Raw genomic sequence first — 21,563 nt, forward strand, 5'->3', positions numbered from 1 at the left:
CAACGGCTTGCTGATTCGATGCGAAAATCTGACGTGACGTGCCCCCATTGCCAGGCCGGCTATCGCCGGATCGAATTGACGTCGAAGGGCGGCGTCGCGGGTGAGTTTCGCTGCCTGGTGTGCGATCACATCATCGAGCTGATGGATGGTTCGACCGATGTCGCCTTTCGGCTGACCGTGCAGCCGGGCAAGCCGTCCTACGCCTATTAAGCGTTTTCGGTTCGCGTGACGGACACACATCCAAACACAGGATAGGAGCGCCGGTCGGCGGCGCCAGCTCAACGCTGCTGCGGCAGGTTGACCTCGCTCCTTCGCGCCTCCTGGCTGCGGCGCTCGGCTTCGCCGCCCGATCGGGACAGCATGCCGATTGCGACGATCGCGGCGGCAAAGCCGGCGGCGGCGCCGACGCCGAGCGCCCAGCGCGGGCCGAGGTGATCGGCGACCCAGCCGACGATCGGTGCGCCGATCGGCGTGCCGCCGAGCGCAACGCCGAGCCGCAGCGCCATCACCCGTCCACGCATCGCCGGCTCGGTCGAGAGCTGCATCAGCGCGTTCGAGGTGTTGGTGACGGTCAGCGCGGCGACGCCGATCACGACCAGCGCCGCGGCGAACAGCCAATAGCTCGGCGCCAATGCGGCGAGCGTGCAGCCCAGCCCGAAGATCGCGGCGCCCAGCATCAACGAGCCGAAGCGCGGCTCCTCGCGGCTCGCGGCAAGCAGCGCGCCCGACATCGTTCCGAGCGCCATCATCGACGACAGCAGGCCGAAGCCGCGCGCGTCGGTGTGGAACACGCCAACCGCCATGGTGGAGATGAAGATCGGAAAGTTCAGACCGAAGGTCCCGATCAGGAACAGCATGATCAGCGTCGCCCTGAGATCGGGCCGGGACCACACATAATGAAAGCCCTGCATCACGCTGCCCTTGGTGGGATGGGCGCGTGCATTCGGACGTAACTCGGAGGTGCGCAACAGGGTCAGCGACGTCAGCACCGCCAGGAACGATGCGCCGTTGAACAGGAATGCCCAGCCGGTGCCGACGGAGGCGATGATGAGGCCGGCGACGGCCGGGCCGATCATGCGCGCGGCGTTGAACGAGGTCGAGTTCAGCGCGATCGCATTCGACAAATTGGTATCGCTGACCAGCTCGGCGACGAAGGTCTGCCGCACCGGGGCATCGAGCGCTGCCGCGCAGCCGAACAGGAACGCGAAGGTGTAGACGTGCCAGAGCTGCACCAGCCCGGTGACGGTGAGAATGCCGAGGATGAGTGCGAGCGCGCCCATCGTCGCCTGGGTCGCCATCAATAGCTTGCGCTGGTTGAAGTGATCGGCGGCAAAGCCTGTCCACGGCATCAATAATAGTTGTGGCCCGAATTGCAGCGCCATCACGATGCCGACGGCGGACGCGCTGTGATTTGTCAGCTGGGTGAGAACGAGCCAGTCCTGCGCTGCGCGCTGCATCCAGGTGCCGATGTTGGACACCAGCGCGCCGGCCGCCCAGACGCGGTAGTTGAAGCTCGCGAGCGATCGAAATACGCGTCTCATGTTCTCTGAGGTTCATTCCCGCCGTGAAACCGCCCGAACCGCCGCGCCAGGAACAGGCCGATCAGCAGACCGCCGAGACCGAGCGCTGCGACGTCGCTGGTGGTTCGCAAGCCGAAATCGCCGACGCGGCAGACCAGGAGATATCCGACCGCGAGGTTGAAGAAGCCCCACACGATGTTGACGGTCGATGAGGACAGGCCTTCGCCGGGCGGCTTGGCGAACGGGCTCTGGAACGCTTCGCCCATCATGCCGGCGACGACGTGGGGGATCGCATTGGTGAGAAAAGCGCCGCCGAAGAAATAGGCGACGAGATCAAGCCAGTTCATGCGCGTTGGTCCTTTCAACGAGATCGATGATCGCCTGCGTCGAGCTGGTTTCGCCGAGCCGCGGGAACACGTGCTCGATGCTGTAGGCATGCGCGTGCGGCCGCGCATCGGTCATGGCGTCGATCGCGAGCGTGACGTTGAAGCCCGCTTCATAGGCCTGCCGCGCCGTCGATTCGACGCCGCCGGCGGTGGCGACGCCGGCGATCACGACTTGCGTGACGCTGCGCGCTCTCAGCAGTCTTTCGAGGTCGGTGCTCGCAAATGCGCCCCGCGTGCGCTTGGTCACGACGATGTCGCCGGGCTGCCGGTCGAGCTCCGGAATGAGATCGGTCCATCCGTCGGGAAGTGGGCCGCCAAATGGATTTCCAATTGGATTTCCAATTGAATTTCCATGGCGCGGCGCCTGCTCGGTTCGTCCCGGCGAGCTGCCGTCGACATTCACCAGCGCGACCGGCAGACCGCGCCGTCGGAACGCAGCGCCAAGCGCGGCGGCACGAGCCACGATGTCGCCGATCGGATGGGCGAAGGGCCAGCCCATGAGGCCGCTTTGTAGATCGATGACGATCAATGCGGTGATCGGATCGAGCGTCGTCAGGGCCATGGTCGTTACCTTTCTCGCAAGCGGTCGCGGCGCAGCCGGCCTCAATCCTCGACCAGCCGCTTCAGCAAGCCGACGGCGGCGGCGAGTTCGTCCTGCTCCCGCGCCGACAGCCGCGCGGCGATGGTGCGCGACAGCCAGTCCTGCCGCGCGGCGCGGCCGGTGCGCAGCCGCTCGCGGCAGCTATCGGTGAGCGACATGATGGTTTGCCGGCCGTCGTCCGGATCCGGCGCGCCGCGGACCAGGCCCGCAGCCTCGAGCGCCGATATCGCCGAGCTCATCGACTGCGGACGCATGCCCTCCGATCGCGCCAGGCTGGACACGGTCGCGGGGCCGTCCTTTTCGAGGCGAAGCAGCACCGCGACCTGGGAAGGCGGGAGGTCCTCGCGCTGGCTCTGCTCGCGAAGCCGCCGCTTCAGCGTTCCAATCAACAGGCGAAGATCTTCGGCCAGCGCGGATGTGCGCGCCGAGCCGGGACGGGCCGGTGCAATGCTCATGCCGGATCGGATAGCATATATGAAGATAAACTGTAAAGATTATCTTCGCAGTTTATCTGCATACGTACCCTGCTGCAGCCAACCGGCTGGTCTGACGCTGCTCGCGGCCGGAATCGGCGCGGCACGCGAGAGCGTCCACGCGCGTGCGACGCCGGCCAGGCCTCTGCGGAGAAATGAAATGGATGGTGAGGGCTTCGAGCGCCTCAGCGCAATGGCGCGCGCTTACTCGGGCGCGGCGTCGCTGCTTGCCGCGGCCTCGTGCATCTCGCGCGCGCGCCTGGTCACGGCCGCATAGCGCGCCGTGGCGCTGAGGCTCATCAGGCCGGCGCGCACCAGTCCGAGAATGGCGCGTCGGGAGTGGAACGGTCCGGTCTTGCTCGCGGCATATCCGCGCGGATAGAGCTGCAGGCGGCCGGCGAGCGCTTCCTGCAACGCCATCTTCTGGGTTGCGCTCAGGCGCCGGCGCCGCGCGGGTTTGCTTGCTTCCGCCAACATGCGCAGCTCGATGCCCGACGGTTTCCGTGGTGCGCCCTTCATTGTCAGCTCACATTCCGGCCGACTGGCGCGACCTTCCGCGAGGCCCGGCGCCCGGCCGGCATCGCCATGGACGCCGGCATGTGGCACATCATGGCTTGCGCTGTTGCTCATTCGTGAGACAGAACCGCATTTCGAGCAGCGGCGGCATCTGACGAAGGTCAGGACCGGTTGTGACGAAAGTCATATTCGTTTGCGACCGCTGCCAGCTTACGCCAGAGTGGGCTGCTCGCTGAGCTGATGGGCAACGCATGATCGATCTGAGCGCGGATTTGCTTGCGGCCGCAGAAGCCGACGTCATCGGTCTCGCCGTCATCGGCGCCGATCGAAGCATGCAGCGGAAGATCGGCCGGCTGGTCGAGTGGCTTCCCGCAACTGGCGTCGATTGCTGCGAGTGTGTGTTGCTGGTCGGCATGGAAGCCGAGTTGGCGGCGCTCGCCCAAGGCCAGCGGGACATGATCGCGCTGGCGGGGGTGCGTGGCGCGTCGCCTGACATCACGCAGCCGATGACGGCGGTCGTGCTGTGGAACGGCGCGCAGTCGCATTACTTCGTCATCGCCATGCCGGATTTTGCCGGCCGTCAGGTCGAAACGCTGCTCGGCAGCGAGCGCCGCGCCCGGCGCCTAATGGAGCAGCAGCTCGAGGCGGCGAGCGCTGAGGTGCGCTTTGCCTCGCTGGCGCGGACGCGGCTGCGGCTGGCGCGCGATCTGCACGATACGCTGGTGCACTCGATCGTGGCGCTGCTGACCCAGATCCGGCTGATCCGGCATTATCTGTCGGCCGATCCCGCCCGTGTGGCGGACAGCCTTGCGACCGCTGAAGATGCGGCCGCGAGCGGCCTTTCGCGCGCCCGCGAAGCCATCGATCGCCTGCGCACGCCCGACGACCTGAAGCTTGATCCCGATGTCGAGGGGCTGCTCAGCGACTTCGCCGCACGCAGCGGCGTCAGGGTGTCGATCCAGATCGACGAAGCGGCGCGCCCCGGCTTGCGCGATTGCGGCTTGACGGTTCAGCGCATTCTCAGCGAGGCACTGCGCAATGTTCAGACGCATGCGCAGGCGCGCCGCGTCTCCTTTCACGCTTTCGACGAACCGGCCGCGGTCGGCCGCAAGCTGATTGTCGAGATCCGCGATGACGGCCGCGGCTTCGATCTCGCGGTCCCGACGCCAGGACATTTCGGATTGATTGGAATGGCCGAATTTGCTGAACTTGTCGGCGGCAGCTGTGCGGTGGAGAGCGCGCCCGGGCGGGGAACGCTGGTCCGGATCTCGCTCCCCGTGGCGGTGCCGCCGGCAGCGTCCGCCGGCGTGCTGGCCGATTGAATTCGTTGCCGCGCGTTCAACGCATTTTCGAGAGGATGACGGAAAGCCCGTGAGCACAATTGAGAAGATACGGGTGCTGATCGCCGAGGATCAGACCCTGATCAGGGAAGGTATCGCCACGCTGCTTGCCCAGCAGAACGACGATTTCGAGATCCTTCCCGGCGCAGCCGATGGCGAGCAGGCCATCGAATTCGCGCGGCGCTATCGGCCGGATGTCATCCTGATGGATTTGCAGATGCCGCGGGTCGACGGCATCGCCGCGACCCAGCGGATTCTCCGCGAATTGCCGCAGACCCATATCGTGGTGCTGACGACGTTTGAGACCAACGATCTGATCTTCGAGGCGGTGAGCGCAGGCGCCAAGGCGTATCTCCTGAAGGACGCCAGGATGGAGGAGATCGCCTCGACGATCCGGGCGGTCATCAACGGCCAGTCCGGGCTTTCGCCCAGCGTCGCCGCGCGTATCCTCGACGAGTTCAAGCGGCTGCGCGGTCCGCGCGTCTCGGCGAAGCTGCCGGTTCGTGACGGGCTGACGGCGCGGGAGAATGAAATTCTTACGCTGATCGTCGAGGGCAAGAGCAACACCGAGATCGGCGAGCAGCTGCATTTGGCGGAAGGAACCGTGAAGAACTACGTCAGCACGATTCTGGAGAAATGCCAGGTCAAGAACCGTACAGAACTCGCAATAAAGGCAATAACTTACTAGAAATAATTGGCCGCGATCGCACAACCACGCGGTTGATCCGGCTGAGATTGCTCGCCTTTCTCTGGGCCGCGCCCGCAAAATTGGCTATAGGGTTGTTTCGGATTTGCTTTTTGACACCGCAGGTCCGGATTGCGCGGCTATGAGTAAGTAGGAAATGACCATGAAGGGTATCGAGCGCCAGACCAAAGGTACGGACGGACCGGCGGACGCTCCGGCGGCCGGCAACGGCGCGGACGCCGTGGCGCATGGCATGGCGGCGATCGATCAGGTCCGCGACCTGCTGTTCGGCGGTGCGCAACGTTCGCTCGAGACCAACCTCTCGGGCCTGCGCGAGGAGATGCAGGCATCGCTCAAGCAGATGCAGGCGGACTTCACCAACGAGCTCACCGCGCTTTCTGCGCGGCTCTCCAACCTCGAGCGTGATACCGAGCAGAAGCGGCTCGACTCGCTGAAGGATGTCGGCGCGGCGATCACCCAGCTCGGCTCGGTCATCAGCGGATTGGGATCCGGCCGCACGGGCAAATAGCATGGCAGCTGCTGCCGGCCAGAACCGCGAGATCGAGCAGCTCAAGACATTGCTGTTTCAGCCCGAGGCGACGCGTCTGACGTCGCTGGAGGCCGACCTTGACTCGCTGCAGCGCTATGTCGGCAACGCCGACCGCTTGGAGACGGCAACCGCGGGCATCCTGGTCGAGGCGCTGGAGCGTGCCGAGGTCAACCGGCCGCGCGAGCTCGCCAGCGCGATTGCGCCGGTCGTGGTCTCGGCGATCCGCAGCGAGATTAGGAATTCGCGCGAGCAGATGATCGAGGCGCTCTATCCGATCGTCGGCCGGCTGGTCAGCGCCGCGGTGGCGAATTCGTTCAGGGAGCTGGTTGCCTCGCTCGAGCAGCGCATCAATGCGTTGACCTCGGCGCAATTGTGGGTCGGCCGCGTCAAGTCGCTGGTGACGGGGCGCCCGATCAGCGAATTCGTGCTCGCCGATCAGCCGCCGCAGATCAACCGGCTCCTGATCATCGAACGCGGCAATGGCCGCCTGATCGCGGACTGGAAGCGCGATGCGACCGCCGACGAACGCGCCGACCTGCTCAGCGCGATGGTCGCGGCGATCCTGGAGTTCTCCGTGCAGGCGTTGGCCGGCGAAGGCAATCTGCAAACGCTCGATTTCGGCGGACGGCAGCTCGCGCTGCGCGCCTCGCCGCGCTTCATCCTGGCGGCGGAGTGCCTGGGACCGCTGCGGCCCGCCGACAATGCCCGGATCAACTCGCTGTTCTTCGATGCGATCGAGCGCATCGACCGCGGCGCGGATTGCGACGGGCCGATGCTGGCGTCGCTGGCGGCCGCAATCGAAACCGACGATACGCCACCCAGGATCGTGAGCCGGCGCGGCAAGGTGATCCTTTTCGCCTTGCTCGCGGCAGTGGCCGCGCTGTTGCTCTGGCTTGCCGCGACCTCGGTGACGCGCGGCCTGTTGGAGCGGCGGACCCAGGCGGCGCTGGAACAGCTCGCCGCAAAGCAGCCGTTGCTGGCCTCGTTCCCGCTGCGGCTCGACTTCGATCACGGCAGCCGAAGCGTGGCCGTTTCAGGCATCGAGCCGAGCCAGCTGGAGACCGCGCCGTTGATCGATGCGCTCGCCGCGGCCGCGGCACCGTACAAGATCGCCAACCACATCGGTCTGGTGTCCGCACCGGAGCAAATCGCGGCATCGCAGGCCGGCATCGCGGGCCTGCAGCAGAGCCTGACGCGCCTGCAGGCGAGTCTCGACCAGATGCGCGAGGCGATCAGTGCGCAGGCGAAGTCGGGCGATCAGAAATCTGCCGCCCTGACCGAGCAATATGACAAGCTCGGCGAGCAGTACGCCAAACTGGGCGAGCAATACGCGAAGCTGCAATCCGTCGTCGACGGCCCGGCGGCGCGGCTCGACCGCTTCATCGCCACGACCGCGATCTTCTTCGCGAACAATTCAGACGAAGTCCTCGACAGCGACCAGGCCGAGCAGCAGCTGCGCGAGCTCGCCGGACTGTTGGCGAACAACGATCTCAGGCTGCGCATCGTCGGCTATGCCGATCAGAGCGGCACGGAAGGCACCAACCGGACGCTGGCGCGCAAGCGGGCCGAGCAGGTCCAGCGCCGGCTGACCGCGCTGGGGGTCGATCCGTCGCGGCTGATTTTGGTTTCGCGCGCCGCGACGATGCCGATCACCGACCGGGTCGACGCCACCGTCGGCGGCAATCGCCGCGTGGCGTTCGAGACGGTCTATCGAGGCGAAGTGGCCCGCTGATGCTCACCGCGAAAGTCATGCTGCTTGGCGATATGGGGGTCGGCAAGACGTCGATCCTCTATCGGCTGATCTACAACCGGTTCGAGGGCCAGTACAAATCGACGCTGGGCGTCGAGATCCTGAGCCACGACGTGGTGCCGGCGGACGGCAGCGATCCGATGCGCCTCGTGCTGTGGGACACCGACGGTGATTTCGGCACGCAGATCTTCGACACCGTCTATGTCACCGGCGCATCTGCCGCCATCATCGTGTCCGACGTCACGCGGCCGCAGACGGTGACCCGCATGGTCGAACTGGTCCGCGGCTTCGAGGAGCGCTTCCCCGGCCGGCCGTACCGGGCGCTGCTGAACAAGATCGATTTGCCGGAGGCCGCGGGCAGCGCGGGCGCGATCGCCGAGCTTGCGAAGTCGAGCGTCAAATCGGTCAGCGCCAAGACCGGCGTCGGCATTGCCGAGAGCTTTGTCGAACTTGCCCAGACCATCCGCCGCCGCCAGCTCTAGCTCGAATAGCGATCGCGATGACGCTGCACCCCCTCTCCCCGTTCTTACGGGGTCGAGACGAGCGAAGCTCGCTCTTAGAGGGTTGGGGTGAGGGGCCGTCTCCACAAATACGGTGATAGCGGTGTTTGCGGAAACTCCCCCTCACCCGCAACGCATCTAACGATGCGTTGCGACCTCTCCCCGCACGCGGGGCGAGGTGATCCTGAGCGCTTGGCTAGCTCGCGATACCGAACGCATGTCTGTGTCAGCCGTCCCGACTTCTCGGGGCTGGCGAATCGGGCCGGGACGGCTGACTTCATCGCACGTGGGGCGTACGATGAATGGCTCGCGCGCGGCCGCAGAAAGCCGCACGCTTTTCCCGCCAACAGCACCACGCCATCCCACACTCCGATAGTGACGATGGTCATCTTCCGCTCGGCCAATGGCCTGCCTATCGTCCGCCCCGTCACTGGAAACAGCCACGGGACGAACGGTGTCTCGGGCGCATGGAGCGAGAGATCATGAGCATTTTTGGAAGCATCATGGGTGCAATCTTCGGCCACGGCGCCCAGGCCAAGACCGCTGAGAGCACGACGGCGGCAGCGCCCGGCGCAGCGCCATCGGCGTCGACTTCTGCATCCGCTGCGTCCGGCACCCCGGCGGCACAAACCGTCGACGTCGCCGCGATCGTCGACAAGGCGGCCGCTGCGACCGGCGAGAAGCTCGACTGGCGCAGCTCGATCGTCGACCTGATGAAGGCGCTCGGTCTCGACAGCAGCCTTGCGGCGCGCAAGGAGCTCGCGAAGGAGCTGCACTACACCGGCGACACCAGCAACACCGCCACCATGAATGTCTGGCTGCATCAGCAGGTGATGGCAAAGCTCGCCGCCAATGGCGGCAAGCTGCCGGATGACATCAAGACCTGACGTCCTGCCTCCAGCCGCGCGCGGCGCTCGCGCCCGCGCGGTTCCGAACGATGTGTATTGCGTGAGGAGCAGTTGCGATGACCTCATCTCATCCTGCCATCATGAACCGGCAGCGGCCTGCCATGCTGCGGTTTAGCGCGGCGCTCGCTGCGGGAATTGGATTCGTTGCGCTGGCGCTCGGCATCCATGTCGCCATCGCCCGCGCGGATAATTCCGCCGACGAGGCGCACCCGGCCAATGCGAATGTGCAGCGCGCCGCGCAGAACCTGCCGCCGGCGCGGGTCATCCTGCCGGCTCCATGGGAGCAGGCCGCGCCTGCGCAGCCGGTCGCGGCGCCCGCGAAGCCGGCCGATCGCAGATAGTCTTTCGTCCCCTTGCAGCGGCCGGCGATCCAGTCGCCGCGCCGTGCCATCGCATCCATTTGGAAAACAGGAGATCACATGCTGAAGGAATTCAGGGAATTCGCCATGAAGGGCAACGTCGTCGATCTCGCCGTCGGCGTGATCATCGGCGCGGCATTCGGCGCGATCGTCTCGTCGATGGTGGCCGATGTCATCATGCCGATCATCGGCGCGATCAGCGGCGGGCTCGACTTCTCCAACTATTTCACCGCGCTGTCGAAGTCGGTGACGGCGACCAACCTTGCCGATGCCAAGAAGCAGGGCGCGGTGCTGGCCTGGGGCAACTTCCTGACCCTGACGCTCAACTTCCTGATCGTCGCCTTCGTGCTGTTCATCGTGGTCCGTCTCATGAACCAGCTCAAGCGCGAAGCGCCCGCGGCGCCGGCCGAACCGTCGAAGCCGACCAAAGATCAGGATCTGCTCACCGAGATCCGCGATCTCCTCAAGTCGCGCGCGTAGCAATCGCTGCGAATGCGACTGCGTACAGCCCCCAGCTCTGGAGCCTAGCCATGCCAGATCAGGTCAAGCTGCCTCGAAAATTATCGCAAGAGCCCGGTGGTGCAGAGCCGCTACGGCCGAGCCACCGGCGGGTCATCGAGGAACTCGATCGCTGGGCCAATAGCCCAGGCCTGCAGCCGCCGAGCGATGAAGAAACGCCGGACGACGACAAGCGCTAGCGCCGGCAGGCGACCGCAAACGTAGTCGGATCACGCCAGCTGCGGTCAAGCCCGCCGGGCCGTCGCGATCAGCGCGGTCGACGGAATCGCGAAGCTGTCGCCGACCCGCCTGCGCTCGATCTCGGCGCGGAAGGCGCGCGCGACTGTGGCGCTCTGCTCGGCGTCGAGCCCGCTCCAATGCGGCATGAACTCGAACAATTTGTCGACGTCGCCGGGATTGGCCACATTGAGCTTGAAGTCGTGGGTGACCTCGGCAATCGCCGGATCGGAGAAGCCGGCGGCGATGAGCGCAGTGGCGAGGCGGTCGGGATCGGCGAGCTCGGCGAGGCCCGTGCAGGGCATCGGCGTGACGTTGTCGGGATAGAGCCGCCGGATGATCTGCGAGAGCAAGAGATGCACGGCGGCGCCGTCGGCGCTTTTCCAGACCGCAATCGCCGCCGATCCGCCTGGTCGTGTCACCCGCGCCATCTCGCAGAGACCGGCGCGCCAGTCCGGAAACAGCATCACGCCGAACACCGACACCGCCGCGTCGAAGGCGGCATCCGGCAGGTCGAGCGCCTGGCCGTCCATCTGCCGCGCCTCGATATTTGGAAGCCCATGCGCACGGACCCGCGCCACCATGCCGGCGGAAAAGTCGATCGCGGTGACGTCAGCGCCGGTGCGCGCGGCGGCAAGTGCCGCGGCGCCGGTACCGGTGGCGACGTCGAGCACGTTCGATGACGGGCCGATCGGGAGTGTTGCGACCGCGGCGTCGGCGAACAGCGTCGTGAACGGCTGCGACTGCGCCTCATAGGCGGCGACCATTTTGTCCCAATGCGCGGGATCGTTGTACGGCAGAGGTTTCGCCTGCTCACTTGACTGCATGAATCTGGTCCTCGAGATTTTGCTTGTGTTTGGCGAGCCGACGCTTGAAATCCCTCGCGAGCGCATCGAGCGTCACCGTGCCGAGCCGCTTCAGGAACAGCGCCTCGACCTCGCGAAACGTGTCTCCGAGCGCGTCGTTGACGGCCTGTTCGACCAGGCAGCCGGGATTTTCCGAGCGATGGCCGATCGCGACGATCGTGGGCGCGCCGACCGCGCGATAGATGTCCGCGAGCGTGATGTCGGCGGGATCGCGCGCCAGCGTCCAGCCGCCGCCATGGCCCTTCTCCGAATGCACCAGACCCTGCTCGCGCAGCCCCGCCATCACGCGGCGCACCACCACCGGGTTGGTGGCCATCGCCTGTGCAAGTTGCTCCGACGTGACCGGCTCGCCGGCCCCGATCATGTGGAGCACGCCATGGAGGACGCTGGACAGGCGGCTATCGCGGGTCATGTAACTTCATGTGTTACATGATGCGGCGGCCGTCAAGAGGGCGATGGCGGGCATCGTCTCTCCTGGTCGCCCTCTCACCTCCCCTTGAAAAGGGGAGGTCGCTTTGCTCGTCAGAGCAAAGCGGGTGGGGATCAGCTCTCTCCACTTGCAGCGTCGTCTGCGGCTGACCCCCATCCCGACCTTCCCCCTTTCAGGGGGAAGGAGAAGAGATCGAGGACCTGTACCTGGGCTTTGATTGTTCAACCGGGATTCGCGTGCCGGATTTCGCGGCGCCGCCCGTTTAATCCGCATCGGGGTCGTTGGCAGGGGCGGTATCGTGGGCAGCGTGGCGGTCGATCGGATGTTGCGGGATGCGGTGGCGCATTACGGCGCGGGCCGCGCGGCGGAGGCCGGCACGCTGTGCGGCGACATCCTCACCGCCGATCCCGACCACGTTCCGGCGCTGCATCTGTCCGCCGTCATCGCCTTCGTGACCGATCGTGCCGCGGAAGGCGCGCTGCTGCTGAACCGGGTCTTCAACCTCGATCCGGATCATGCGCCGGCCTTCGCCACGCTCGGGGACGCGCTCGCCGTAAAGGGCGAGCACGAAGGCGCGGCTGCGGCGTTCCGGCGCGGTGTCACGCTGCGGCCGCAGGATGCCGGCCTGCACATCAAGCTCGGCGTTGCGCTGTGCGATCTGTCGCGTTTCGAGGAGGCCGAGACCGCGTTCCGCCGCGCAATCGCACTCGACGGCGGCCTGACGCGGGCGCGGTTCAACCTCGCCGTCGCGCTGGCCGGGCAGCAGCGGCCGGTCGAGGCGGAACAGGCCTATCGCGAGGTGATCGTGCGCGACCCGGTCTATCGGGGCGTCTGGCTCAACCTCGGCAATGTATTGAGCGATCAGAAAAGGCACGAAGCGGCCGCCACGGCCTATCGCCGCGGACTTGCCGCGGATCCCGACAATGCCGGGCTGCATTGCGGCCTTGGCGCGGCGCTTTATCGCAAGGGCTTGCTGGAGGACGCAATCCCGCACTACCGCCGCGCGATCGCACTCGATCCCGGCAACCTCGCGCCGCAGCGCCTGCTGGCCATGGTGTTGCACGAGGCGGGCGAGCGCGAGGAGGCTGTGCGCATCTATCGGCAGGTCTCGGCCCGCGACCCGTCCGATCACGTCATCCTCAACAATCTCGGCGCCTGCCTGTTCGAGCTCGGAGAGGTCGACGACGCCATCGCCTGCGCCGAGCTCGCGCTGGCGCTGAAGCCGGACTACGCCGCCGCGCACACCAATCTCGGGATCATCTTCGAGGCGCAGAACCTGGTCGAGGCCGCGGTCGCCGCGCATCGGCGCGCCATCGAGCTCGAGCCGCTCTATGCCAAGGGCCACGCCAATCTCGCGGTCGCGCTGCGCAATGCCGGCGAGATCGATGCGGCGCTCGTCGCGTCGCGCCGGGCCATCGCGCTCGATCCCGAGCAGCCACTGGCGCACTACAACCACGCGCATTTCCTGCTGATGAACGGCGAGTTCGAGGAGGGCTTCGAGGAGTATCAGTGGCGCCGCAAGACCAGGATGCTCAGCGACGGCGATCCCGTGTTCGACGAGCCGGAATGGCAGGGCGAGCCGCTTGCCGGACGTACGCTGCTGCTGTTTGCCGAATATGGGCTCGGCGATGCCATCAATTTCGTCCGCTATGTGCCGATGCTGGCGGGCAGGGGCGGCCGGATCGTGCTGCAGGTGCAGCCGGCGCTGGTCGCGCTGCTGCGGCCGATGCTGCCCGATGTCGCGGTATTCGCGCGCGGCGAGCCGCTGCCGCCGTTGGATCTGCAACTGCCGCTGCTGAGCCTGCCGCGGATCTTCCGCACCACCGTCGAGACTATTCCTGCCGCGATATCCTATCTGCGGGCGGATGCCGGCAAGCTCGCGCGCTGGCGCGAGGCGCTCGCCGGCGTGACTGCGCTGAAGGTCGGCGTGGTTTGGGCCGGCAATCCCAGGCACAAGGGTGACCGCCAGCGCTCGCTGCCGGCGGACGCGGTGCTGCCGCGGCTTGTCACATCGGGCGTGCAGCTCTACAGCCTGCAGAAGGAGCCGCGGCCGGACGATGCTCCGGTGCTGCGGGGCCTTGGCGCAGGTATCGTCGACCTCGCGCCGATGCTCGGCGATTTCGCCGACACCGCGGCGGCCGTCTGCGCGCTCGATCTCGTCATCGCCGTCGACACCTCGGTGGCGCATCTTGCCGGCGCGTTGGGCCGCCCGGTCTGGATGCTGTGTCCCTATGCGCTCGACTGGCGCTGGCTGCGCGACCGCGCCGACACGCCCTGGTATCCGACCATGCGGCTGTTCCGCCAGGACAAGCCGCAGGCCTGGGACCGCGTGCTGGCCCGCGTGTCGGACGAGCTTGCCCGCGTCGCGGCCGGCAAGGGCGCGCTGCTGCTGCCGGCAGCGGCGAAGTGATCGGCCATCACCCCGCACTCATCCCCTGCGCGCCGCCGAGCAGCTTCACGTTGAGCCGGCCGCCGTCGAACAGCATCTCGTTCAGCGCTCCGTCGATGTCGTCAGCGGTGACATCCTGGCCTCCCTCGCGGGCGATGCTGGCCTGCGCGATGCGGCGCATCAGCTCCTTGATGAAGGCGGCGCTGACGCCGGCGGTGCGCTGCACCGCTTCGTCGACGATCGGCTGCTCCAGCGGCAGGCCTTTGCCGTACAGCCGGATCAGCTTGCCGCGTCCGGTCTCGTCGGGCAGCGGCACCTCGATGGCCTGGTCGATGCGGCCGGGCCGGCCGGCCAGCGCGCCTTCCAGCTCTTCCGGCCGATTGGTGGTCAGCACGAACAGGATGTCGCAGTCCTCCTTCAGGCCGTCCATCTCGTTGAGCAGCTTGTTGAGCAGGGATTCCTCGCACGGTCCGCCCATGTCCTCGCGGTCGCGTGCGATCAGATCGACATCCTCGATCACGACCATGGTCGGCTGCAGCAGCCGGGCAAGACTCATATAGGCGCCCAGAAGGCCGACCTGCTCGGCGGTGATGATCAGCGTTGTGTGGTTTGGCAAGTTGGTGGCGAGATAGCGGATGGTGTGGGTCTTGCCGGTGCCGGGTGGGCCATACAGCAGGATGCCCTTGCGGGTCGACTGGCCGAGCCCGCGCAACAGATCGCGGCTCTCGACAAATCCGAGCACGTTGCGGTCGAGCAGCCGCAGCGTCCGGTCCGGCAGGATCACGTCATCGCGAGCGACCGTCGGCAGGCGATGCACGGTCAAGCCACCCGAACGTCCGCGATAGTTGGCGCCATCCTCCAGCGACAGGATCTTGCCGCGATAGGATCGCGCTGCATGCACGGCGGCTTCCAGTTCGGAGAAGGTGCGCTGCACGAAAGCATTGCCGGTCGCCCCGGCGGGCAACGCAAGCTCGATTCGCAGCGACGGCTCGTGATTGTATTCGCGATGGAACGTCAGCAGCACGGCGTAGCGCAGTTCGCCGGTTCGGCACAGCCATAGTCCGTTGGCAAGGCATTTCACCGGCTCGGCCTCGCCGATATCGACGTCGCGATATTGCGGCGGCGCGATCGCCGGTGCATTCCGGCCAGCCTTCATCAGCGCCGCGAAGTCGAGCGTCTCGTAGCGATATTCCTCATGGATGCCGAAGAAATGGATTGGATCGGTGAGCAGCTTGTCGATCGCGACCTGAACGTCGGCGCGCATGTGGCCCGGAAACTGTCGCGCCCGTGTCACGATCAGGTTGCGCGGAACGCCGGCGAAATGCCAGTCGAGCGCAACGTAAGCGGACCGAAACGTCTCGCCCGGCAATTCTTCCGAGCTGCGGCGTGCAGCGAGCAGGCAGTCGCTGCACAGCGACGCAGTCGTACCGGGGATCAGAATCTCCGTCACGGCCCTCGGGGCTTCGCAGAGATCGCAGGGGCGGCTGGCGTCGGCGGATTCGGTGGTGATCATCAACGGCTGACCGTTCGAGCGGATCAGCCATTTCGCCGAGTTGAAGATTGCCCGTGCGACCGGTCCCGGATAGGGGCCGCACGGAATGGCGCCCTTGGCCTCGATCAAGGCAGCGGAGGCGATGGCTTCCTGCTCGGATTTCCCAAACACCGTGCGCAACAAATCCTGCACGAATTCCAGCGGGGTCTCGTCGTCGTCGTGAATGAAGAGCCGCACCGGACCGTCGTCGCTAAACACGTCGTGCATGAGACCCCCGAAACGCAATTGGGAACAAAAGAACAAAGTAAGAACATCACGGCGGCTCCTGCGCGTCAAGCGAAAGATTCTGCGGTCTCATCCCTGACGTGTAGTGAGCCGATCGGCCGGGAACGCGCACTGGAAGAGTAAACGCGGCTCAACGCCTGTGACGATTGTGTTACGGCAAATGCCAAGACAAATGCCAAGAGATGGCCGTCACAGCGGCAAACTTCCGACACACCATCGGGGCGAAAAGGAGTATCCGACATGGCGCGAGCGCGAGAGCAGATTCCTCCCAAGGGTTTGCGGTCGCGCAGTTATTTTATGAGGCCCTCGTGTCGCACAAACTTCGCCTTGCGCTGCTTCTCGTCTTCACTTTGTTCGTCTCTCCCGCGTTCGCGCAGCCGGCCGCCAAGCCGGCGCCGCCGCAACCCGTTACCAGCGACGCGCTGACGCCCGAGCAGGCCAAGCGCGCGCTCGACACGCTGCAGGACGACAAGAAACGCGGCGAGATCATCAACACGCTGCGCGCCATCGCCAATGCGTCGCCGCAGGCGGCGGCGCAGCCGGCGCCCGAGCAGCCGCAGTCATCGATCCCGCTCACCGCCGACAGCCTCGGTGCGCAGCTGTTGCTGATGGTGTCCGAGCAGGTCGGCGAGATGTCGCGCGAGGTCGCCGACGTCGCGCGCACGCTGACGCATTTCCCGGCGTTCTATTACTGGTTCGTGCGCACCGCCAATGATCCGGTCGCCTATGGCCTCTTGATCGATATCGCCTGGAAGCTGGCGCTGGTGTTCGGCTGCGCGCTGGCCGCCGAATGGGTGGTGTTCCGCCTGATCAAGCGGCCGGTCGCGTTCCTGGAAGCGCGGCTGCCGCAGACCGCGCGCATGCCGGTGCAGACGCTCGCCAGCGTCGATCCGCCGTCGTCGGTTGCCGACGTCACGCCGGCGCCCGAGTTGCAGCGGCGCCGGCTCAGCCTGGCGCGGGCCTGGCAGTCGCTGGTCCGGCTGCCCTTCGTGCTTGGGCGCCTTTTGCTCGAATTGCTGCCGGTCGTCGTGTTCGGCGGCATCGCCACCGCGCTGCTCGGCACCGAGATCGGCGATCAATCGACCACGCGGCTCGTGATCCTGGCCGTCGTCAACGCCTATGTGTTCTCGCGCGTCTTGATCTGCGCGGTGCGCGCGCTGGCGGGGCCGTTCGGCCTGTTCCGCGTCCGTGCCGAGACCGCGGCCTATATCGAGATCTGGGCGCGGCGCATCGTTGCGGTCGGCGTCTCCGGCATCGCCTTCGCCAATGTCGCGCTGCTGCTCGGGCTGCATCGTGCCGGCTATGCTGCGCTGATCCGGCTCGTGATGCTGGTGGTGCATCTCTTCGTCGTCGTCATCATCCTGCAGTGCCGCCGCCAGGTCGCCGACGTCATCCGCGCGCCGGCCGACCGCACCGGGCTTGCGGCGCGGACGCGCAACCGGCTCGCGGCGCTCTGGCATGTGCTGGCGATCGCGCTCGACCTCGCGCTGTGGGCGGTGTGGGCGCTCAACATCCGCAACGGCTATTCGCTGCTGCTGCAATATTTCGTCGGCACCATCGCGGTGCTGCTGGTTACCCGCCTCGTCACCATGGTCGTGCTGAGCCTGATCGATCGCGGCTTCCGCATCAGCCCGGAGCTGATCCAGCGCTTCCCGGGGCTCGAGACCCGCGCCAACCGCTATCTGCCGCTGCTGCGCAAGGTGGTCACGGCGGTGATCGCCTTCATTGGCTTCGTCGCGCTGCTCGAGGTCTGGGGCGTCGACGCCATCGTCTGGTTCTATGGCGGCCAGATCGGAAGCCGCCTGATCTCGGCGCTGGTGACGATCGGCATCGCCGCGCTGGCCGCGGCCGTGATCTGGGAAGTCGCCAACGCGCTGATGGACCGGCAGATCGACACCCTGTCGCGCGACGGGCATTACGCCCGCGCCGCGCGCTTGCGCACCTTCCAGCCGATGCTGCGAACCGCGCTGTTCTGCATGATCGTCGCGGTGGTCGGCCTCACGGCGCTCAGCGAGATCGGCGTCAATGTCGCGCCGCTGCTCGCCGGCGCCGGCATCGTCGGCATCGCGATTGGCTTCGGCTCGCAGAAGCTGGTGCAGGACCTCATCACCGGGCTGTTCCTCTTGATCGAGAACACCGTGCAGGTCGGCGACAACGTCACGGTGTCGGGCCTTTCGGGCGTGGTCGAGAACGTCTCGATCCGTACCATGCGGCTGCGCGCCGGCGACGGCTCGGTGCATGTGGTGCCGTTCAGCGCGGTGACGACGATCACCAACTCCAGCCGCGGCGCCGGCAATGCCGCGGTCAGCGTCAACGTGTCCTACAAGGAGGACACCGACCGCGCCGGCGAGGTGCTGAAGGACATCGTCGCCCAAATGCGCCAGGAGACGGCGTATCGCGCATTCATCCGAGGCGACCTCGAATTGTGGGGCGTCGACAAGGTCGACGGCTCGGTCGTGACCATCGTCGGCCAGATCCGCTGCACCGATAGCGGCCGCTGGGCGGTGCAACGCGAGTTCAACCGCCGCATGAAACGGCGCTTCCAGGAGGAGGGCATCGAGATCGCCTCGATGGGCCAGACCATCCTGATGCAGCTTCCCTCACCCTCCGAGCCCGATACCAACGCCCAGCCGCGCCGCGCGGCGGGGTGATTCCTGACCCTCATCCTGAGGAGCCCGCATAGCGGGCGTCTCGAAGGATGTAGGCTACAGACGGCCTCATGGTTCGAGACGCGCATTCGCGCTCCTCACCATGAGGGGCATTATCCGTCTCACGGTTGCGACACGTCTCGCGACCGTGAGACGGTCGCGGCGCTCCTGAGCCCGAAGACCGGCGCGCAGCCGGCCGAAATCCGGCTGTTCTCACCCATTCCCTGCGACTTCCTCCGCTGGCACAGCGCTTGCTGATCGTCATGCAATGCGCGGCAAGACGCATTGCACGACTGAACCCAACGCGAAGGAAGGAAACGCACATGGAGCTTGGCTACTTCACCATGCCCTCGCACCCGCCGGAGTGCGGATTGAAGGAGGGCCACGACTGGGACCTGCAGACGCTGCGCTGGCTCGACGAGCTCGGCTATCAGGAAGCCTGGATCGGCGAACACCACACCGCGCCGTGGGAGCCGCACCCGTCGCCTGACCTGCTGGTGGCGCAGGCGCTGCTGCAGACCAAGAATCTGCGCATCGGGCCCGGCGGCTTCCTGCTGCCGTATCATCATCCCGCCGAACTCGCGAACCGCGTTGCGATGCTCGATCATCTCTCGAACGGGCGCCTCAACTTCGGCGTCGCGGCCTCGGGCCTGCCGAGCGACTGGGCGATGTTCAATGTCGACGGCATGTCGGGCCAGAACCGCGACATGACCCGCGAGGCGCTCGAGATCATCCTGAAGATGTGGTCCGAGCCGGGACCCTGGACGCACAAGGGCAAATATTGGACGGTGAGCAAGCCGGACACGATGTTCGACTTCCTCAAGCCGCACATCAAGCCGTTGCAGGGCCCGCACCCGCCGATCGGCGTCGCCGGCCTGTCGAAGAACTCGGACACGCTGAAGCTCGCCGGCGAGCGCGGCTTCATCCCGATGAGCCTCAACCTCAACCCGGCCTATGTCGGCAGCCACTGGGATTCGGTCGAGGCGGGCGCGGCCAAGACCGGCCGCAAACCGAGCCGCAAGGACTGGCGGCTGGTGCGCGAGGTGTTCGTGGCGGATACCGACGAGGAGGCGTGGAAGCTGTCGACCGGCGACATGATGGGCCGGATGATGAGCGAGTACTTCCTGCCGCTGCTCGGCCATTTCGGCTTCAAGGACTATCTGAAGCATGCGCCCGACGTGCCCGATAGCGACGTCACCGTCGAATATTGCGCGCGCCGGAATTGGATCGTCGGCTCGCCCGCGACGGTCACCGAGAAGATCGAGAAGATCTACCGGGAGGTCGGCGGCTTCGGCGTCCTCTGTGTGTTCGGCTTCGACTACAAGCACAAGCCGGAAGCCTGGCGGCACTCGCTGGACCTGCTCAAGAACGAGGTGATGCCACGGCTGAAGCATCTCGGCGCCGAGTTCGAGAAGGCTGCATGACAGCTGCGCGGGGTGCGGGGCTTGCCTCGCACCCCGCGTCGCATATCTTGAACGAAGTGTTTTTTACCGAAGCATGATCCGGAGAAGTGCAAAGCGGTTTTCCGGGCAAGATCATGCTCAAACAGGGCTTGCGGCATGACGGTCGACGCACAGAGTTTCAAGCAGGCGATGCGCCATTGCGCGGGCGCTGTGGCGCTGGTGACGGTCGGCTCCGAGACCGGGCAGCGCACGGGCCTGACCGTGACCTCGGCCTGCTCGCTGTCGGACAATCCGCCTTCGGTGCTGGTCTGCGTTAACCGTAACGCCAGCGCGCATCAGCGCATCCGCGAGGAGCGCCATTTCGTCATCAACTTCCTGAACGAGGACCACGCGCTGCTGGCGCTGACCTTCTCCGGCCAGAAGGGCGTCAACGGCGACGACCGTTTTGCGTTTGGGCGCTGGACCACCGGCGCTACCGGCGCCCCGGTGCTGGAGGATGCCGTCGCGGCGTTCGACTGCATGCTGGCGCAGGAGCTCGAGACCAAGACCCATTCGATCTTCATCGGCGAGGTCCAGCACGTCCGCGCCGCGACCACGGTCGATCCGCTGATCTATCTGCGCAGCGGCTTCCAGAGCGTGCGCAATATCCATGATCCGGTCGAACTCGGCGACCTCGACGCACGGCGTGTCAGCTGGAACGAGTTTTCGTAAGGCTTGCGCTTGAGGCCTTCCCCGGCATTTCCTGATGGTCTGCGCGCCGGCCATCTCGCCCGACAGCAATTCGGTTGCCTGAGACCTGCTGCTCCGCAGCGAGCCTAATCCTCGAACAGCCCGCGCTCATTGGCAAAGATGTCCGCGAGATGCCGGGCAACGGTGCCGACGAGAGGGTCATTTCGGTCGCGGCGCCGGGTGACGAGCCAAAGTTCGCGTGGCGGCGGGGCGTGCGCGAGTTTGCAGGCACACAGCTTCCGTTCGGCCCTGCCGATGAAATGCGGAAGCAGGGCTACGCCTGCGCCGGCCTGTGCGGCCGCGGCCTGGGCGGCCTGGTTGCTGGTCCGGAAGGACATGCGCGCATGGGGAAATTTCCGGGACAACCACAGCGCTTCGGGAAGATGGGCATTGGCCTCGTCGAAACCGACGAACACGGGCTCGTCGCCGGCGTCGATCCTGCGGCGGCAATTGGCGGTCGCGTAGAAGCCGAAACCCATCGACACGAGTTGCCTGGCGATGACGTCGCCGTCCTCCGGACGGCCAAATCGCAGGGCGATGTCTGCCTCGCGCCTTTCGAGGCTGACGGTTCGAAAGTCGGTTGCCAGATCGATGTCGAGTCCCGGCTGCTGCCTGGACAGCCTGGCGAGGCGATGGACGAGGAAGTTCTGCGAGAGGCTCGGGGGCGCGTTGATGCGGACAAGCCCGGTCGGCGCGCCCGACGTGCCTCTGTGGCCAAGCCTTGCTGCCGCGACCTCCATATCGTTGGCGGCATCGAGCATGCGCGCGCCTCTCCGGGTGAGGACGTAACCGTCGGGACGCCGTTCGACCAGCCGTTCGCCGATCGCGGTCTCCAGCGACTTCACGCGGCGGGCGACGGTCGCATGGTTCACCGAGAGCGCACGCGCGGCTCCCGACAGGCTGCCGTGGCGGGCAAGCGCGGCGAATAGCCGGACATCCTCCCAATCGATCGCTGTGCGATTTTGATCAGCCATTGAGAAAGAATAGCGAATTCCGCT

23 protein-coding genes are annotated in these 21,563 nt (G+C 66.2%); 14 read left to right on the forward strand and 9 right to left on the reverse strand.

Annotation, left to right across the window (positions count from 1 at the left end):
* The first annotated feature begins 33 nt into the window (after positions 1-33).
* Positions 34-210 (forward strand): MJ0042-type zinc finger domain-containing protein, encoded by a 177-nt coding sequence (locus tag IF803_RS34140; protein ID WP_311986722.1) that lies wholly within the window; start codon positions 34-36, stop codon positions 208-210.
* A 68-nt stretch (positions 211-278) separates the two neighbouring features.
* Here IF803_RS34140 and IF803_RS34145 read toward each other — a convergent pair whose 3' ends face one another.
* The 5 genes from IF803_RS34145 to IF803_RS34165 all read right to left on the reverse strand — a co-directional run bounded on the left by IF803_RS34145 (position 279) and on the right by IF803_RS34165 (position 3,499).
* Complete coding sequence (locus IF803_RS34145; RefSeq protein ID WP_461195164.1) at positions 279-1,541, reverse strand: MFS transporter; 1,263 nt, start codon at positions 1,539-1,541, stop codon at positions 279-281.
* A complete protein-coding gene (locus tag IF803_RS34150; RefSeq protein WP_016848133.1) occupies positions 1,538-1,867 on the reverse strand; it encodes a hypothetical protein in 330 nt (109 codons plus the stop codon). Before IF803_RS34150 ends, IF803_RS34145 begins: the two co-directional genes overlap by 4 nt.
* A complete protein-coding gene (locus tag IF803_RS34155; RefSeq protein WP_461195165.1) occupies positions 1,854-2,468 on the reverse strand; it encodes an isochorismatase family protein in 615 nt (204 codons plus the stop codon). The genes IF803_RS34150 and IF803_RS34155 overlap by 14 nt, the downstream gene beginning before the upstream one ends.
* A gap of 41 nt (positions 2,469-2,509) precedes the next feature.
* On the reverse strand, positions 2,510-2,962 hold the full coding sequence (locus IF803_RS34160) for a MarR family winged helix-turn-helix transcriptional regulator (RefSeq protein ID WP_461195166.1): 453 nt from the start codon (positions 2,960-2,962) through the stop codon (positions 2,510-2,512).
* A 222-nt stretch (positions 2,963-3,184) separates the two neighbouring features.
* Positions 3,185-3,499, reverse strand: coding sequence for a hypothetical protein (locus IF803_RS34165; RefSeq protein WP_461195167.1), 315 nt, complete (start codon positions 3,497-3,499; stop codon positions 3,185-3,187).
* A gap of 248 nt (positions 3,500-3,747) precedes the next feature.
* Between IF803_RS34165 and IF803_RS34170 the strand changes: the two genes are divergently transcribed.
* From IF803_RS34170 to IF803_RS34210, 9 genes are all read left to right on the forward strand, one after another.
* A complete protein-coding gene (locus tag IF803_RS34170) occupies positions 3,748-4,818 on the forward strand; it encodes a sensor histidine kinase (protein ID WP_461195168.1) in 1,071 nt (356 codons plus the stop codon).
* Between the two features lie 49 nt (positions 4,819-4,867).
* Positions 4,868-5,524, forward strand: a complete 657-nt coding sequence (locus IF803_RS34175) for a response regulator transcription factor (RefSeq protein WP_411781017.1) — start codon at positions 4,868-4,870, stop codon at positions 5,522-5,524.
* 160 nt (positions 5,525-5,684) lie between these two features.
* The gene (locus IF803_RS34180) at positions 5,685-6,050 is read left to right on the forward strand and encodes a hypothetical protein (protein ID WP_461195169.1); all 366 of its coding nucleotides are present in this window, start codon (positions 5,685-5,687) and stop codon (positions 6,048-6,050) included.
* A 1-nt stretch (position 6,051) separates the two neighbouring features.
* Positions 6,052-7,803, forward strand: a complete 1,752-nt coding sequence (locus tag IF803_RS34185; RefSeq protein ID WP_461195170.1) for an OmpA family protein — start codon at positions 6,052-6,054, stop codon at positions 7,801-7,803.
* Positions 7,803-8,303, forward strand: a complete 501-nt coding sequence (locus tag IF803_RS34190; RefSeq protein ID WP_028340422.1) for a Rab family GTPase — start codon at positions 7,803-7,805, stop codon at positions 8,301-8,303. The genes IF803_RS34185 and IF803_RS34190 overlap by 1 nt, the downstream gene beginning before the upstream one ends.
* Before the next feature lie 500 nt (positions 8,304-8,803).
* Positions 8,804-9,208: a DUF3597 domain-containing protein gene (locus tag IF803_RS34195; protein ID WP_212054220.1), complete on the forward strand. Its 405-nt coding sequence runs from the start codon at positions 8,804-8,806 to the stop codon at positions 9,206-9,208.
* 77 nt (positions 9,209-9,285) lie between these two features.
* Positions 9,286-9,570: a hypothetical protein gene (locus tag IF803_RS34200; protein ID WP_461195171.1), complete on the forward strand. Its 285-nt coding sequence runs from the start codon at positions 9,286-9,288 to the stop codon at positions 9,568-9,570.
* A gap of 78 nt (positions 9,571-9,648) precedes the next feature.
* Positions 9,649-10,068, forward strand: coding sequence for a large conductance mechanosensitive channel protein MscL (mscL, locus tag IF803_RS34205; RefSeq protein ID WP_461195172.1), 420 nt, complete (start codon positions 9,649-9,651; stop codon positions 10,066-10,068).
* A gap of 50 nt (positions 10,069-10,118) precedes the next feature.
* Positions 10,119-10,286, forward strand: coding sequence for a hypothetical protein (locus tag IF803_RS34210; protein ID WP_411781011.1), 168 nt, complete (start codon positions 10,119-10,121; stop codon positions 10,284-10,286).
* 45 nt (positions 10,287-10,331) lie between these two features.
* On the opposite strand, the gene IF803_RS34215 is transcribed toward IF803_RS34210, so the two are convergent.
* Both IF803_RS34215 and IF803_RS34220 read right to left on the reverse strand, forming a co-directional pair.
* Entirely contained in the window at positions 10,332-11,150 is an 819-nt protein-coding gene (locus IF803_RS34215; RefSeq protein WP_461195173.1) for a class I SAM-dependent methyltransferase, read from the reverse strand.
* The gene (locus IF803_RS34220) at positions 11,137-11,601 is read right to left on the reverse strand and encodes an Rrf2 family transcriptional regulator (protein WP_461195174.1); all 465 of its coding nucleotides are present in this window, start codon (positions 11,599-11,601) and stop codon (positions 11,137-11,139) included. The genes IF803_RS34215 and IF803_RS34220 overlap by 14 nt, the downstream gene beginning before the upstream one ends.
* Before the next feature lie 340 nt (positions 11,602-11,941).
* Here IF803_RS34220 and IF803_RS34225 point away from each other — a divergent pair, with 340 nt between their 5' ends.
* Positions 11,942-14,029 (forward strand): tetratricopeptide repeat protein, encoded by a 2,088-nt coding sequence (locus tag IF803_RS34225; protein ID WP_461195194.1) that lies wholly within the window; start codon positions 11,942-11,944, stop codon positions 14,027-14,029.
* Between the two features lie 7 nt (positions 14,030-14,036).
* Here the strand turns inward: IF803_RS34225 and IF803_RS34230 are convergent, their stop codons facing one another.
* Positions 14,037-15,767: an ATP-dependent Clp protease adaptor ClpS gene (locus IF803_RS34230; RefSeq protein WP_461195175.1), complete on the reverse strand. Its 1,731-nt coding sequence runs from the start codon at positions 15,765-15,767 to the stop codon at positions 14,037-14,039.
* A gap of 326 nt (positions 15,768-16,093) precedes the next feature.
* On the opposite strand from IF803_RS34230, the gene IF803_RS34235 reads away from it, so the two are divergent.
* The 3 genes from IF803_RS34235 (at position 16,094) to IF803_RS34245 (ending at position 20,547) form a co-directional block, all read left to right on the forward strand.
* Positions 16,094-18,436 (forward strand): mechanosensitive ion channel family protein, encoded by a 2,343-nt coding sequence (locus IF803_RS34235; protein ID WP_461195176.1) that lies wholly within the window; start codon positions 16,094-16,096, stop codon positions 18,434-18,436.
* 320 nt (positions 18,437-18,756) lie between these two features.
* Entirely contained in the window at positions 18,757-19,857 is a 1,101-nt protein-coding gene (locus IF803_RS34240) for an LLM class flavin-dependent oxidoreductase (protein WP_018269514.1), read from the forward strand.
* A gap of 135 nt (positions 19,858-19,992) precedes the next feature.
* Positions 19,993-20,547: a flavin reductase family protein gene (locus IF803_RS34245; protein ID WP_461195177.1), complete on the forward strand. Its 555-nt coding sequence runs from the start codon at positions 19,993-19,995 to the stop codon at positions 20,545-20,547.
* A 104-nt stretch (positions 20,548-20,651) separates the two neighbouring features.
* Here IF803_RS34245 and IF803_RS34250 read toward each other — a convergent pair whose 3' ends face one another.
* A complete protein-coding gene (locus IF803_RS34250) occupies positions 20,652-21,539 on the reverse strand; it encodes a LysR family transcriptional regulator (RefSeq protein WP_461195179.1) in 888 nt (295 codons plus the stop codon).
* Positions 21,540-21,563: the final 24 nt, after the last annotated feature.

This window comes from Bradyrhizobium sp. UFLA06-06 (genome assembly GCF_054820065.1).